The 15,359-nt window shown below is 39.6% G+C and carries 13 protein-coding genes; 6 read left to right on the top strand and 7 right to left on the bottom strand.

From position 1 onward, the window contains the following. Positions 1-12 precede the first annotated feature (12 nt). Together LBH49_02405 and LBH49_02400 are read right to left on the bottom strand one after the other, a co-directional pair. Complete coding sequence (locus tag LBH49_02405) at positions 13-1,761, bottom strand: hypothetical protein (protein MDR0351477.1); 1,749 nt, start codon at positions 1,759-1,761, stop codon at positions 13-15. A gap of 47 nt (positions 1,762-1,808) precedes the next feature. Then, a complete protein-coding gene (locus tag LBH49_02400; protein ID MDR0351476.1) occupies positions 1,809-3,830 on the bottom strand; it encodes a hypothetical protein in 2,022 nt (673 codons plus the stop codon). A gap of 152 nt (positions 3,831-3,982) precedes the next feature. Here LBH49_02400 and rpsP point away from each other — a divergent pair, with 152 nt between their 5' ends. The 5 genes from rpsP to prmC are packed head-to-tail and all read left to right on the top strand — an operon-like array spanning position 3,983 to position 6,514. Then, positions 3,983-4,240, top strand: coding sequence for a 30S ribosomal protein S16 (rpsP, locus tag LBH49_02395; GenBank protein MDR0351475.1), 258 nt, complete (start codon positions 3,983-3,985; stop codon positions 4,238-4,240). Continuing rightward, positions 4,233-4,964, top strand: coding sequence for a tRNA (guanosine(37)-N1)-methyltransferase TrmD (gene trmD / locus LBH49_02390; protein ID MDR0351474.1), 732 nt, complete (start codon positions 4,233-4,235; stop codon positions 4,962-4,964). The genes rpsP and trmD overlap by 8 nt, the downstream gene beginning before the upstream one ends. Next, positions 4,961-5,335 (top strand): 50S ribosomal protein L19, encoded by a 375-nt coding sequence (rplS, locus tag LBH49_02385; protein ID MDR0351473.1) that lies wholly within the window; start codon positions 4,961-4,963, stop codon positions 5,333-5,335. The genes trmD and rplS overlap by 4 nt, the downstream gene beginning before the upstream one ends. Further along, positions 5,335-5,715: a hypothetical protein gene (locus tag LBH49_02380; GenBank protein ID MDR0351472.1), complete on the top strand. Its 381-nt coding sequence runs from the start codon at positions 5,335-5,337 to the stop codon at positions 5,713-5,715. The genes rplS and LBH49_02380 overlap by 1 nt, the downstream gene beginning before the upstream one ends. Beyond that, a complete protein-coding gene (gene prmC, locus LBH49_02375) occupies positions 5,666-6,514 on the top strand; it encodes a peptide chain release factor N(5)-glutamine methyltransferase (GenBank protein ID MDR0351471.1) in 849 nt (282 codons plus the stop codon). The genes LBH49_02380 and prmC overlap by 50 nt, the downstream gene beginning before the upstream one ends. A 19-nt stretch (positions 6,515-6,533) precedes the next feature. Here prmC and bamA read toward each other — a convergent pair whose 3' ends face one another. From bamA to LBH49_02350, 5 genes are all read right to left on the bottom strand, one after another. Further along, positions 6,534-8,915, bottom strand: a complete 2,382-nt coding sequence (gene bamA, locus LBH49_02370; protein ID MDR0351470.1) for an outer membrane protein assembly factor BamA — start codon at positions 8,913-8,915, stop codon at positions 6,534-6,536. After that, positions 8,896-10,254 carry a replicative DNA helicase gene (gene dnaB, locus LBH49_02365; protein MDR0351469.1) on the bottom strand — a complete coding sequence of 453 codons (1,359 nt, stop codon included), beginning with the start codon at positions 10,252-10,254 and terminating at the stop codon, positions 8,896-8,898. Before dnaB ends, bamA begins: the two co-directional genes overlap by 20 nt. Positions 10,255-10,348: 94 nt before the next feature. Beyond that, complete coding sequence (locus LBH49_02360; GenBank protein ID MDR0351468.1) at positions 10,349-12,538, bottom strand: sodium-translocating pyrophosphatase; 2,190 nt, start codon at positions 12,536-12,538, stop codon at positions 10,349-10,351. Between the two features lie 125 nt (positions 12,539-12,663). Then, a complete protein-coding gene (locus LBH49_02355) occupies positions 12,664-13,293 on the bottom strand; it encodes a nitroreductase family protein (protein MDR0351467.1) in 630 nt (209 codons plus the stop codon). 27 nt (positions 13,294-13,320) lie between these two features. Next, a complete protein-coding gene (locus LBH49_02350) occupies positions 13,321-14,082 on the bottom strand; it encodes a hypothetical protein (protein ID MDR0351466.1) in 762 nt (253 codons plus the stop codon). A gap of 90 nt (positions 14,083-14,172) precedes the next feature. Here LBH49_02350 and dnaX point away from each other — a divergent pair, with 90 nt between their 5' ends. Then, positions 14,173-15,273 (top strand): DNA polymerase III subunit gamma/tau, encoded by a 1,101-nt coding sequence (dnaX, locus tag LBH49_02345; GenBank protein MDR0351465.1) that lies wholly within the window; start codon positions 14,173-14,175, stop codon positions 15,271-15,273. Positions 15,274-15,359 lie beyond the last annotated feature (86 nt).

The raw sequence follows: 15,359 nt of genomic DNA, 5'->3' as shown, positions 1-15,359 counted from the left end.
TTATTGTTTATTTTATATTTTTTTCTTAGTTTTTTTAATTTCTTCTCTAATTCTTTTAATTTTTTTGGTTAATTCCTTGATACGATTAATTCTCAGTTCTGGTGTATTATACTCAAGAAGAAGAGTTTTGACACTTGCATCACTCTTCTCTTCGTTATATTCAAATTCATCGATTAAATCGCATTTTAAATATTCTTTATATTTATTAAAAATATTTTCTTCTTTTTCGCCAATTTTAGTGTCAATTATTATCATCAAATATGTCATCCTGACAATATTATTCAGATAAAAGATCATATATTTTTCGGTAATATTAGAAGCTATAGCATTGGTATCATTTTTCGCTCTAAAGCTACCTTTCATCCAAGAAAAATTTTTACCCATATTTATCAAACTCTCAAAAATTGGCCCTTTTAAGTCATTTAAAATTACCCTTAGATAACCAACGTCCATAGCATATACTTTACTAGGATCATCATATAAATCATTGATATCATTTATCAATTTTCTCCTTTCTTTGGTTAAACCCTCACAATATTCATCTCCGAAATAGTCTTTGAGATCTTCGTCGTCGCTATCGCTCTTATAATTACAAGTACGATCAACTAGGTTTACGATGCCACTGACAGTGGTTTCAATTGTCTTTATATTATTGTAGATACCCCATTGGCCAAAACTAGAGAAACCTGTTATTTTATCGAATTCTTTTTTCAGAAATTCAAATCTATCAATAATTTTTTTTCCTTTCATTGTTAATTCTTTCACAACATTGACCATATTATGTATTCTTTTTCCATTGATATCAATCCTTTTACCAGCGATACATCTGATGCCGCTTGCAATGAGTGGCATAAATGGAGAGTAATTAGATGCAATTGAATAACCTATCAGCGCAATTTTATCTTTATTACGCCAAATAAATGAACCAGCGCCCTTCAAAGCGCGACTCAATATACCAGGCGACTGCGGACTATTAATAACAACATTGGAAGCGGTAGCCCTAAAAAACGCAGGCGTACCGTAAGATACCGACGGCTCCAAAGGCACGTGTTCCTTCGCAAAAAAATCTTCTATATTACCAATTTTTTTAAACTTAGTTGACTTTATTTTATTCGTGAAATTACCAATACCATTGATGTTTTGCGTATAAAAAACTTTTTTGTCCATATAGGGAGATTTATGTTCCAAAACGATTAAAGGCACTGAAGAGCTCGGCAATTCTGCATAGCTAAAATATTCTTTTTTACCATGAAAATGTTTATACTTAGCATTGGTTTGCGGTTTTAAATACTCTAAATCTTTTCCACCCCTAGATGAAACATAGATATCTCCAGTGGCATATATAATGTCTATATATTCTATGGTTTCATTTTTTAAAATTACTTTTCCATCTAAAATAACTCTATCTATAGGCTCGGTATTTGTGTTTTCAGCTCGTTTATAAAAGGCTATATAATTGTATATTTCATTCCAAATATTCTTTCTAGATTTACTAAATTCCTGATTGTCTTCATATTTAAATTTGTAACTTTCTTTAATAAAATTACACGGAAAAGCATTTTCATTGGCTCTCGAAAATTTATTTAACTGCAATGGTTCACTATTACGTTCTGGCCAGCCGTAATCCTCCAGCTGGCTGTAATCTTCTGAATATTCGTCATCTTCGCTTTGAGAATCATAATAAGCATGGGTATAACTACCTAAGTGACATAATATTACCGTTATTAAATATAGAGTTAATATTTTAGTTTTTATTTTCATTTTCGTTTCCTTTTATCATTTCCAAAGTTAAACTCATAAATTCACCATCATATATTGTTATTTTCATATTTTTTCCTAAGATTATCCAAAATTTTCAATTTGTTTTGTTGCATAATTTTTATTATTTCGGCTTTCTTATCATAAATATTACTTTCCGTATCTTTTAGGCTTTTTTCTATATTATTTTTTTTAGTTTCATCTTGGTAGGATTGGCTATCAATTTTAAAATCAATGATCTGGGTTTTATATCCAGCTCTCATGGATCTAAGCTCAGCAACTTCCATGGCTAATTTGAGAGTTTTCAGTGTAGGATCATCTTCTTGTGTCTTTTTTCTTTTTATATATCTATCCAAGCAATCTTTGGCTCTTTTGTAATCTTCCCTTCGGGCAACTTCTTCTTGACGGGCTTCCTTTAGACTCATTTCCTTATCTTCGAATGCATTTTTTAAAAATCCACCCACTCCAGGTAACATGCCTAACTTTTTAGCAAAATTTTGTTTCCCTATGGCAAACCAGGATTTGTGGTACTCGGGATTATCTTTGTCTAAAAAACGATCTGTGCTATTATCTCCCACAATGGCACTTAGGGCAATATTAGTGACATCACAAATGAATTCAATGAATTTTGGCTCAGTGATGGACATGGTTGATATATCGAGTCCATTACGGAATAAACCAGCAGTTGAATGTACCATCTTGTTAACAATGCCTTGGTCATTTAGACCTGATTTTATTTGGTTATCTGAATAATTGTCCAAGTATTTATTAGTAAATTCACCAAATAGACCAGTAGTGATCATCGAAAATAATTCTCTGCCCAACTTACTTCCACGAATATTATCTGCTGCAAATGATCCAATGCTATTATCCATGTTTTCTAACCCTGATAAAATTTTGTCACCCATGCTACCTGCAATGCTGAAAATTGGACCATTTGGTTTCGTGATTTGCAATAAAAGACCCTTAACGCAGATACCTATGCCACCGGCAATAATTGGATAGGTTTTTTTTATTACTTCTTTGCACAAACAATACGAACCCAGCGATAGGCATTTAACTTTTTCCCAGATAATTTTTCCAGAACTGCTTTGGCTATTTAATTTAGTAGGTTGTCCTTGTAATAAGTCATATGATCTGGTAGTGATATTTTTATGATCTGATCTTTTGCTGTCAGATATATTTAATGTAAATTTATAATATCTATTTTTCCTTAATATATAACTCAACATGGCCATAATGTTTCTATCTTGGCCATCCTCACCGTTTAATTTTATAAAATTTACGGCCGCATTATTGACAATTACCATTAAAAACGTCGAACATTTAGTATTTTTGTCTATTAATTGATCCAGTGATTTTTTATCTAGGATTTCTGTACTTTTTCTTTTGTTACAAGAAATAAATACATCTCCATTTTTCAGGATTATGTGTATCGAGTCTATTTTAAAGTTATCATTTATGCCACCATCCGTTTTGAAACAGCAAAATACCATCGCTGCGTCCACTTTCTGTTCTTGGATGGATAGGTATACTTTTTCAAAAATATACTTGGGTGGCCCTGGGTTAACAATGCCCACTGATTTCTTTTTAGATATATAAAATGATAACTGTTCGTTTATATCTATCTTCTTTTCGTTTATATCTATCTTCTTTTTTGGCAAAATATATTTCCTGGACTTCACACAAGATTTTCTCGCCTTAGGATTCACCTTAGTCTTGGATTTAACCAAAGTCTTGTCATCATCTTCTTTGCTAGCATTTGCCACGGATTTCACACTAGATTTTCTCGCCTTAGGATTCACCTTAGTCTTGGATTTAACCAAAGCCTCTTCGTCATTATCTTCTTTGCTAGCATTTGCCACGGATTTCACACTAGATTTTCTCGCCTTAGGATTCACCTTAGTCTTGGATTCAGCCAAAGCCTCTTCATCATCATCTTCGTATGCAGGCTGATTATTCTCCGAAGTATGCCCATTTTTTGCATTATGTAAGTATTTATTGGCCAAGGCATAGCTTGATAGGGATAGTCCCATTACCATCCCTATCAAGACAAGACTTCTTCCATCCATATCAACCATCCCTATGTTATTCTACTATACCGAGATGATATTTCAATATAATTTAATATAAAATATGCCAATGATCCTATAGTGACTAACAAAATAGCTTGACAGATCCTCCATTTCATTTTTCTTTAAGGAAAGTTTAGAGAAAAATTTTTATGGCATTGAAAATCAGATTACAGCGTCATGGCGCTATACATAAGCCTATATACAAGATTGTGGTAGCGGAATCTTCTTGGCGTCGTGATGGTCGTTTTGTCGAAAAACTAGGAATCTACGATCCTCAGGCCCGAGGCAAAGCCCCAGAGCTCATGTTAGATATGGATCGGGTTGATCATTGGCTTAGGGTCGGAGCAAAGCCTACGGAAACCGTTGGCACTTTGATTCGTCGTTCGAGAAAAGTATTGTCTGCCTAATTTACGCATAGATTTTTTATCATTATTTCCGCAACTACTTGATGGCGTAGTGTCTTGTAGCATATTGAGCAGAGCTACAAAATCTGGATTGATTGAGTTTGGTGTTTATAATATACGCGATTTTGCCACCGACAAACATAAAATAACCGACGATAGACCATTCGGCGGCGGAGCTGGTATGGTCATGAAGGCCGAACCAATATGTTCAGCCATAGATAAATTTCGGACAGAAACCTCCATAGTGATATATATGTGCCCTGATGGCAAGCTGTTAACATCCGCCTTGGCCAAGGAGCTGTCCCAAAAAAAACACCTGATTTTATTATCTGGGCATTACGAAGGCATCGACGAAAGGGTAAGAAAATCTCGGGTAAATTTGGAAATTTCCATTGGTGACTATATAATAACCAACGGAACCCTGGCTTCGGCGGTGCTAGCAGATGCAGTATGCAGATACGTACCAGGCGTCCTCGGTAACGCTAACTCATTGACCCAGGACAGCTTCTCGAACGGATTGCTATCATTTCCACAGTATACTAGACCGGTGAAATTCGAAGAAATTTCTGTGCCAGAGGTATTGCTATCGGGAAACCACATCGAAATAAACAGATGGCGCCTTCGGCAGATGATTGAAAAAACTGAGTTGCGCAGACCAGATATTTTTCGAAAATGGTTGAATTCTGATAAAAAACACTTAGAAGGGAACAAGGATTTACAAAAATGAACCCTATTATAAAAGAATTGACTGATTGTCAGCTGATAAAAGATCGTGATAATTTCAAAGTTGGTGATGGTGTACGCGTGCATGTCAAAGTGCGCGAAGGAGATAAAGAACGTATACAGATTTTCGCTGGCATTGTCCTCTGCCGGAAAGGCTATGGCATAGGCGAAACTTTCACCGTTAGAAAAATTTCCTTTGGCGAAGGTGTCGAGAGGATATTTCCTGTCCATTCGCGAAACGTGATGAAAATAGAAGTCGAACGCGAAAGCGTACCCATGCGGGCGAAATTATATTACCTCCGCGGCCGAATCGGTAAAAGTGCCATGAAGGTCAAGGAAAATCGCGAATTTAGAAAGAACAGTACCTCGGCCTGATGGATGGATGGTTTACATCACTGGGAAATTACTTACAAGGTCTTGATCCTGAGATAGTTAACGCCACAATAAAGGCAATTATTTTTCTGCTTGCTCTTGCAGCGGGTGGTGTTTTGCTCGTGCGACTATGCAAATCTCAACGATACTGTGATCATTCTCGGCTTCACTATGATAATGAGGATCGTATATATATCGTTGATAGAAAAGCAATTGGATTAAAATCTGCATTCACTGTGGTAAAATATGGCCATAGAAAGTTCCTTGTGTGCATACACAAAGACAAAGTGACCTACATTGGTGATGTTAGCAATTATGGCCATAGGCCGTTCCGTGACAAAAAGTTACATGCAAAGCCTCCTAGATCTACTGAAAAAATCTGAGGCTTTTCTTGCCAGGAAAGGGTTGTCATCCCCTAGATTAGACGCGGAACTAATTTTTGCTAACATTATGAAATGCAAAAGGTTAGATTTATATTTGCGTTTTGATCATCTATTGGATGTGAGTCTAGTAGCATCGATAAAAAATGCCATCATACGCCGGGGCCGTCGAGAGCCGTTACAATATATAACCGGAGAAACTCAGTTTCTGGATATAAAAATAAGGACCGATCGACGGGCACTGATTCCTCGGCCGGAAACCGAAGAACTGGTTGAGCTTGTAATCAAAGAAGTTGGAGATAAACAAGTTAGTAAAATACTTGATCTTGGTACCGGCACCGGAGCCATTGCATTGGCACTGGCCAAAAATTTTACCAATGCTGAGGTCGTCGCTATAGATAAGAGCTTGGATGCCATATCATTAGCTATCGAAAATTCGAAAATCAATCACATTGATAATGTGACCTTTCTGCAATCGGACTGGTTTTCAAACCTAGAAGGTCTCTTCGATGTCATCGTTTCTAATCCGCCCTATCTGTCAGAGGAAGAGCTAAGTCTCTCTCAGCCAGAAATAAGGAACTATGAACCAGTGACGGCGCTGCTATCGGGAAACCATGGCTTGGATGATGCCATGAAAATCCTAGCTCAGTCAGAAAAGTTTCTGAATCGCAATGGATTGATTGCTTTAGAAATAGGAATTAATCACGGAAAAGATCTGCTGAATCAGGCCCATTGGCTGCTGTGCAAAGAACTACGAAATGACCTATGCCATCGACCAAGATTTTTCATTGGTAAACTATAACAACCTCTTGTTAAACTAGTTAAAACACAACACCGAATGAAAAATTGAACTGCATCTTGTCCTTTTTCCCAAAATTTTTGGGTGTATGCACCGGGAAACCCCAGTCCAACCTAAGAGGTGCCCCTTGTATCATTATTCTAAGGCCAACGCCCACATCGGCACAATAATTTTTTGGATTGAAGCGCATGGTATGGCTGTTGACAAAACCACCCTCTGCAAAGGTTGCAAAGTATACTGGCCCAACCAGTTTTGTGGTATATTCCGAGCAAAGATAACCGAAGGAATTGCCACCAACCACATAGCCTTCACCATCTTTTGGTCCAATGCCCTTATATTCAAACCCGCGCATATAACTTTGGCCTCCAAGAAAATACCGTTCAGTGTAGGGTATATTTTTATGATTATATGGCGTTATGGCCCCGAGCTTTCCTATCAACTCCATCACGTGATTTTCGCTTTTACTAAGCGGAAACCAACGGGCAGCACTGAGTTCCAGCTTGGCGAAATTTGTCTGGCCAAGAAACGGTCCACCGGCCAACTCATTATTTATGGTTATCAATGAACCCTTAGATGGCATGACGAAACTATTTCTCGTATCCCGTTCCAGCGTAAACTTAACCTTAGATATGCTACGCCAACCGCTTTCATCTTTCAAATCCTGCGGAGCGCGCTTGCCCACATTGTACAATTTCATCCGTTCAATATGATAGGCAAGCCTTCCATCCCAAAGTTCAAAAAGCCGTTTTCTCAGATATGGTTCCATGCCAATGTGTTGCTCATCATAACTTGGACCACTATAATTATTATCCGAGCGCTTGTACTCATTTTTGGCTAGAAAAAGATCAATGCCGGCGGCCAGTGGTTTATCATAGACAAACGGCTCTTCGAAGGATAATAAAAGCTGACTAGCCCGGGTCCCCACCTCAATCCTGGCTCTAGCTCTCTGACCTCCACCCTGAAATTTCGATTTACGGTTCAATAGATCAAAATTTGTCTGAAAAATTTCTGCAAATACCATGACATTGTTCATCGTACTTATGGCGCCACCCAGAGAAACTTTCCCTGTATTTGCCTCCTGCACGTTCACATTCAGATTTTTTTTATTCGGCTCATCCGTATCTTCATAATCCAGGTCAACATCACTAAAAAATCCAGTATTATTCAGCTTTGCCTGGCTGCTTTTCATTTTTGATGTGCTAAATTTTTGACCTGGAGCAATGGTCAGTTCGCGCAAAATCACCTTATTTTTTGTCTTGACATTGCCAGAAAGTTTCACTGCGCCCACATAGGACACCTCGCCTTCGACTATATCAAATTTGACATCTATCGAATTATCGACAAAACTCGGATCTCTAATAATCCTCACCTGGGTATCAAGATAACCGCTCAAGCCATAAAAATTCTGAATATTCGTACATGCTTTATCCAAGGCCTCTGGAGAAAACATATCGCCTTCTTTAATCTTCAAAATTTTCTCTAAGGCTTTAGTTTTGAACACTTTATTGCCGCTAATTTCCACTCGACCAACGCTGTACTTATTTTCACCCAATTCCAATGGGATGGTTATAATAAGTCGATTTTTCTTGTCGTAGGACAATTTTATTTGCGACTCATCGATGGAAGAATCCAGATAGCCGTGATTTTTTAACTCCTTTCTCAGCATGACCAAATCAGCCTCAAACATTTCGCGGCGAAATCTTCCAGTATTTTTAATCCAGGATATGAGAAACATCCATTTCTGGGTTAGCATCTTATCGCGCAATTTATTGACATCAATGTCCCCGTTACCGATGAAATTTATGCTATTTATATTGGCCTTTCTTCCTTCATTAATCAGAAACACCAATTCTGCATTGCCGGTCAATGAATCGACCCTTTTTTCGTAATCTATTTTCGGTTCAGGATAACCACTTTCCTGATAATAATTAAATATTTCATACACATCATCCTTGGCCGTTTCATCAGAAAATGCCAAGCCCGTGGTGCTTTTTATTTTCTTTCTCAGCACTTTCACACCTATTTTTTTGTTACCTTCAAACTTGATGGCTGAAATTTTCGGCCTCGGAATTAAGACAAAGGTCACCACAGCATCTTCGCCATGCTCAGACATGTCCATTTTGACAGATACAAAATCGAATAAATTTGTTTCATACAACGACTTTATCGATCTATCCGCCAGATAATGGCTAAAACACTTGCCCTCTTTGAGTTGTATGTTGGCCAAAACAACGCTGTCATGAATATTGCAGCGGACATCGCCGTCATATATCAAATCTATACGGCGGATAATCGGCCCGATCTCCTCTTCTCTAATATCTTCTGCCCGAACATTAAATGTTACTATAAGCAGTAAATATACCCAACAAAATATTTTTAAAAAATCAGATATTCTCATCTGCATAACTTTCAAACCTGGTTAAACTTTTTTTAAATGCCAGCTGAATTAAACCTGTAGGACCATTCCTTTGTTTTGCAACAATCAATTCACGGATGGCAATGTCCGAAGGAATTTCTTCATCTATGTTCTCTTCCCTCTTCTTAGAGAGTAACATAACCACATCCGCATCCTGTTCTATGGCGCCGGATTCTCGCAGATCCGACAATCTCGGCTGACGCTTTTCTTTTTCCGATTCTCTATTTAGTTGACTCAGAACAATGACTGGCACAGCCAATTCCTTCGCCATGGCCTTGACACCTCGCGATATTTCTGATATTTGTTGCTCCCTTGGGGCTCTGGTGTCGGTACCAGCAATCAGCTGCAGGTAATCGATGATGACCAATCCAAGTTTATTTTTGTTATGCATTCGCCGGGCCTTTGCCCGCATTTCAGTTATAGACATGTTTGTTGATTCATCTATCCATAATGGTGCACTTTTAAACTCGTTGGCAACTTTATTTAAATTTGTAGCAGCTTCTTTTGTAATGAATCCATCGCGCAGTTTGGTCATATTCATACCGGCTCTGCCACAAAGCAAGCGCATTGCCAGTTGCTCGGAACTCATTTCAAGGCTGAAAAATAGCGTCGGCACAACGACTTTGCGCTCTGGTTTTAGCACGGCATTTTCTGCTATGTTCAGAGCTAAACTAGTCTTACCGATGGATGGCCTGGCTGCGATGATGATCATCTCGCCGGGATGAAACCCAAAGGTCAGGCGATCCAAATCATTGAAACCTGAAGCCACACCACTTAGTTCACCACGGTGTTGCAACAGGTTCTGTACGAGCACAATAGCATCGTTAATTGCAATTTTTATTGGTTGGGCCGAATCCGAAAGACGGTTTTCACTCACATTAAATATTGCCTTTTCAACAGTCTCTACGAATTGGCTGACATCATCTACCCCGGCATAGGCAGATTCGATGCTTTCGCGGGAAATTTTTATAATTTTTCTGAGCAAATCCAGGTCACGTACCCGATTGATATAGTGAATGATATGGACCGGAGTGTCGATTCGGTTTGTTATGGAACTCAAATAATCATAGCCTCCGACTTTTTCTAATTCTCCACGACTAGATAACTTCTCTGCCAGAATCAGTTCTGAGACCGGAGAATTTTCAGCATAGAGATCAAGCAGCGCTTTGAAAATAACCTGATGGACTGGCATATAGAATGAACTTGGATGAATTTTTTCTTCGATGCAGATGGCGATACTTTCCTGACCACCTTCAATTATGCACGACGCAAGCAAAGCCTGCTCAAAATCCACACTATAGGGCGGAGTTCTCGATGGGCCACTCATTATAAATTAAAATTTTTTATATTTTTCTGGATATAAAATAATCACATCATCAAACAACATTAATTTGCAACTCAGTCTCTATGAAGAATATATGCTAAAAAATACTATAGGCTACCGTGGCTCCGACCACAACCAATGACACCATGGCCATCAATTTTATCAATATGTTCAAGCTTGGACCAGCCGTATCTTTGAAGGGATCTCCGACGGTGTCGCCGATGACCGAAGCTTTATGTGCTTCAGAACCCTTGCCCCCCATGGCGCCTTCTTCGATATATTTTTTTGCGTTATCCCAGGCACCTCCTGAATTGGCCATGAAAATAGCCAATACAAAACCGCTTGAAAGAGAACCACCTAACAGGCCTATCACACCGGGGACTCCAAAAACAAAACCCATGGCCACTGGTACAATTATAGCGCAGAGCGCTGGCACAATCATTTCTCGCTGAGCAGCATAGGTGGCAATCGTTACACATCTGGCATAATCTGGAACGGCGGAACCGTCCATTATACCTGAAATTTCCTTAAATTGCCTGCGTACCTCATCGACCATGCTTGATGCCGCGCGCCCCACTGCATTTATGGTGAATCCACAGAATAAAAAAGACATCATTGCTCCCACGAACAATCCCATAAGCACTTTTGGATTAAGCAAATGCACTCCATAGTAACTCATAAAATCGTTCATAGTCGCGTCGGAAACCGGAATACTTTCGCCGGAAACTATTACAAAATTTTGCCCAATCTTCATCAAACCAACCTTTATGCCAGTGACATAGGAAGCAATCAGAGCCAATGCCGTCAATGCAGCCGAACCAATGGCGAAGCCCTTTCCGGTGGCAGCCGTGGTATTGCCTAGAGAATCCAATGCATCGGTGCGGACTCGCACTTCGTCACCTAAACCGCTCATCTGAGCATTACCACCGGCATTGTCAGCGATCGGGCCATAGGCATCGGTAGCCAATGTTATGCCCAAAGTAGACAACATTCCAACGGCAGCTATGGATATGCCGTATAATCCAACGGTCATCTTGCTTTGATCAAACCCAGTGGCAAATCCAAAGGCCAATATGGTTCCCAAAACCACTGCCACAACCGGTATGGCCGTCGATATCATGCCCGTACCAATGCCGCTTATTATCACTGTCGCAGCACCGGTTTGAGATTGGCCAGCAATTCGCCGGGTCGGAGTATAGGCCTGAGAAGTATAGTATTCAGATGATTTTCCTATTATTTCGCCAGTGATCAAACCAACAACCACAGCCCCCCATATGCCAACATAGTTCGGTATGCCAAGAAGATATAGAATCAAGAATGATGCTATGAATATCAGGGCCGCACTGAACTTCACTCCATACCCTAGCGATCTAAGCAGTTCCAAAGTCGTCGCATTTTCCTTAGTTTTTACGCAAAATACACCAACTATGGATAAAATTACACCTACGGCTCCTATAAGCGCCGGGGCGAGAACGGCTTTCGTCTGAATCTCCACTCCATCGCCCAAAAATGCCACTGCACCCAACGCCGCAGCAGCCAAAATGGATCCATAGTAAGACTCATATAAATCGGCACCCATGCCGGCCACATCGCCCACATTATCGCCTACATTATCAGAAATTACCGCCGGATTCCTGGGATCATCCTCCGGAATGCCAGACTCAATCTTTCCAACCATATCAGCTCCCACATCGGCAGCTTTGGTGAAAATACCACCGCCGACCCTGGCAAAAAGAGCCTGCAAAGACGTGCCAATGCCAAAGGTGAGCATCGTGCCAGTTATGATTATCAGTTTTTGCGACGGATCTATGGCATCTTCAAAAATATCTAATATCAGAAACCAAATCGAATAGTCCAGCAACGCTAATCCAACCACCACTAGACCCATCACTGCACCGCTCCTAAAGGCTACCCGAAGCCCATCATTTAACGATTTAGATGCTGCAAAAGCTGTTCGCGATGAAGCATTTGTGGCTGTTTTCATTCCTAAAAAACCTGCCAAACCCGAAAAAATACCTGCCGAAATAAAAGCAAACGGTACCCAATCATTCTGCAAGTCTAGACCAAATGATAATACTCCAAGAATAACAGCAAGGATCAGAAATACCACAGCCACAACTTTATATTGCTGCTTCAAATAGGCCAATGCGCCGGTCCTTACATAGGCAGCGATCTCCTGCATTCTATCCGTTCCAGCGGATTCAAGCATCATTGAATTGTAAAAATATCTAGCCACAATCAACGCAAATACCGCAACTACCGGAATCACCCAAAACAGAATTGTCATTATCCCTCGTCTCTCCTATCTAAAAAAACCTGCGAACCCATTTCGTCTCACAACAATGCCCATTTAAATTAACCAAAAAGCCATTAGGCAAGCACAAAATAAAAAATTTGTAATCTAATCATAAATCACCATCCATTCAGATGCACCCTCTCTGAATCATAATTATCTCTCGGAGAAAGAGTTTGCAATGGATGCCCCAGAGGAACTATGGCGAACGGAAATATTTTTTCTGGAATATTTAATATCATTCTAAAACCTTTCATCACATCCACATCCGGATAGCAACCAACCCAAACAGAACCGAGCCCTAAGGCCGTGGCCGCTATCAAAATATTTTCCGTAGCAGCAGAACAGTTTTGCTCAAATTTATCCGGTATGGATTCCAACGACTTATCGCCACAAACCAGCACTGCCAATGGTGCCGATCGCAGCATGCCAGCGTAATGATGCTTCTCAGCAAGTCTATCCAAAATCACCCGATCATCCACAACAATGAAATGCCACGGCTTCGACCCCATGGCCGATGGTGCACTAAACCCAGCCTTTAAAATCATGCTTACATGTTCACCATTAACAGGTTCCGATGTATAACTTCTAATACTCCGTCTATTTAATATAGCATCCATTGATCCTACGGAATGAAAATTTTTCTGATTTTCAAGTCCAACTTTATCATATTTTTTTGACAAAACTGCCACAGCCGCATCACTAACATTGCCAAACATAAACAAACCAAATACAAACAAATAAATCATAAATTTTCCCAAAAATCTCATTAATGACTATGGTCTATCAATGACCATGGCCGTCGCAAATAAACATAGACAAGCCGCGCTTATATAAAATATAATCACCCTCGTGTCAATAATGCCGTTACAAAAATCTTCAATCTGCATAAACACATTCATAATATCAGAAACATTCTGTATGTGCATGCCATCGAAGTAGTTTTGTACAGCCGCACATTGTAACACCTGTCCCACAACCAAAATGAAAAATAATACCACAAAACTAGCCACACTGGAAGCCAACTGGCTGGGCACAACCGAACCTATGAAAATCCCAATGGATATGAAAAGCATACTGCTGCAAAAAATAAAAAATATCCCACCATTAATTATAACGCTATCAGTAATTTGCAATGACAATGCCAATTCTCTCGAAATGCACCTCGCAATGAACGGAAAGGTGGATATACCCAGCCACAAAATCATGTAGTAAAAGTAGGTCACGAAAAATTTGCTAAGCACAATCCAAATGCGCCGAATCGGCAACAAAATAAATGTGCCAAGCATGCCATTATCTCGTTCCAACGCAACGGATCTCATCGTAATCACCGGCAAAAAAAATACCGTTGGCAGCCACATGGATTTGAAAAATAGCACCATCAAATGACATGGCTGCGAAAATCGAGAATAGTCGTCCAGCAAAAATAAGAAGATCAAGGACATAAGCAGCGAAAATGCCAATCCAACCACATAGGCCACCGGTGATAAAAACAATGTGCGAAATTCATAGAGCACCAACGCTAGCAACTGCCTCATCTCCAAAGACATTGATAAAATTTATTAAAATTGCAACCAGATACAAATTTTGATTGAAATTTTCGGTAATTTGAATGCCATAAATTTAAATTGAACACGGAATACCAGGTAATAGCCCGCCGATGGCGACCAAGAACATTTAAAGAACTCGTTGGCCAGGAGCATGTTATCAAAACATTGGAGAATGCCATAGTCGCCGGCCGAGTGGCCCATTCATTCCTATTCGTCGGCCCAAGAGGCACCGGAAAAACTTCAACGGCGAGACTCCTGGCTGCCGCCCTCAATGCAAAGGACGCACCATCCATCGACCTCCCAAAAAATTCCCACCTGATCAATGAAATTCTAGATGGTAACTGCATAGATGTAATAGAGATAGATGGCGCTTCACATAACTCCGTCGAACAAATAAGAGATCTGCGCGACGAATGCCACTACCTCCCCGGCCAATGCCGCTATAAAATATATATAATAGATGAAGTTCATATGCTATCCACTTCGGCATTTAATGCTCTGCTGAAAACACTTGAAGAACCACCAAGTCATGTAAAATTCATATTTGCCACCACCGAAGCCCAAAAAATTCCACTAACAATCGCATCGCGATGCCAAAGATTTGAGTTCAAACCCATCGGCGAAGAAATATTAAAAACTAAGCTCTTGGAAATAGCTAAAGCGGAACAAATTGAAATAGAGCCTCTTGCCCTTGAAGCAGTAATACGCATGGCCGACGGCGGTATGCGTGATGCTCAAACCATCGTCGATCAAATGGCATCATTCTGCAACGGCCCCATAAAAGAAATAGATGTGATTACAGCCCATGGCCTAGCATCCCATGACCAACTATCAGAATTACTTACCGCACTTTTAAATAAGGATTACAAATCAATAATAAAGCTTTCAAACAACCTATCAACCCAAGGTTGTGATTTTTATCATAGTCTATGTGATCTAGAAAAACTGATTCATAAGCACCTAGAGAACACTTTGGCCGCATCAGATGAACAACCCACCCATTGGGTCTGCATGTTAGAATCAATCTCTTCTGCCAAAGATTCGGTAAAAAATGGAATAGTAAGCAAAATAAATTTCGAAGTGGCGCTTTTTAAAACAATAGAAAGTGCCAGAAAAGAATCTATAGATACACTAATAACAAAACTAAAAAATGCAAGCAAAAATCATCCCAAAGAATAAAATCATCGCACCAATGGAAAAATAATTCATCCCAAAACCTTTTCTCCAAAAAAATAAAAAAGATATTCAATTTTTCACTACATTTT

The organism is Puniceicoccales bacterium, assembly GCA_031255005.1.
Classification (GTDB): domain Bacteria; phylum Verrucomicrobiota; class Verrucomicrobiia; order Opitutales; family LL51; genus JAIRTH01.
Note: the sequence above shows the minus strand (reverse complement) of the source record. Positions and strands in the feature narration are given on the sequence as shown.

Coding starts and splice junctions, on each gene's coding strand:
- LBH49_02405 (MDR0351477.1), bottom strand. CDS start 1,761: ATGAAAATAAAAACTAAAATATTAACTCTATATTTAATAACGGTAATA.
- LBH49_02400 (MDR0351476.1), bottom strand. CDS start 3,830: ATGGATGGAAGAAGTCTTGTCTTGATAGGGATGGTAATGGGACTATCC.
- rpsP (MDR0351475.1), top strand. CDS start 3,983: ATGGCATTGAAAATCAGATTACAGCGTCATGGCGCTATACATAAGCCT.
- rplS (MDR0351473.1), top strand. CDS start 4,961: ATGAACCCTATTATAAAAGAATTGACTGATTGTCAGCTGATAAAAGAT.
- LBH49_02380 (MDR0351472.1), top strand. CDS start 5,335: ATGGATGGATGGTTTACATCACTGGGAAATTACTTACAAGGTCTTGAT.
- bamA (MDR0351470.1), bottom strand. CDS start 8,915: ATGCAGATGAGAATATCTGATTTTTTAAAAATATTTTGTTGGGTATAT.
- dnaB (MDR0351469.1), bottom strand. CDS start 10,254: ATGAGTGGCCCATCGAGAACTCCGCCCTATAGTGTGGATTTTGAGCAG.
- LBH49_02360 (MDR0351468.1), bottom strand. CDS start 12,538: ATGACAATTCTGTTTTGGGTGATTCCGGTAGTTGCGGTATTTGCGTTG.
- LBH49_02355 (MDR0351467.1), bottom strand. CDS start 13,293: ATGATTTATTTGTTTGTATTTGGTTTGTTTATGTTTGGCAATGTTAGT.
- LBH49_02350 (MDR0351466.1), bottom strand. CDS start 14,082: ATGAGGCAGTTGCTAGCGTTGGTGCTCTATGAATTTCGCACATTGTTT.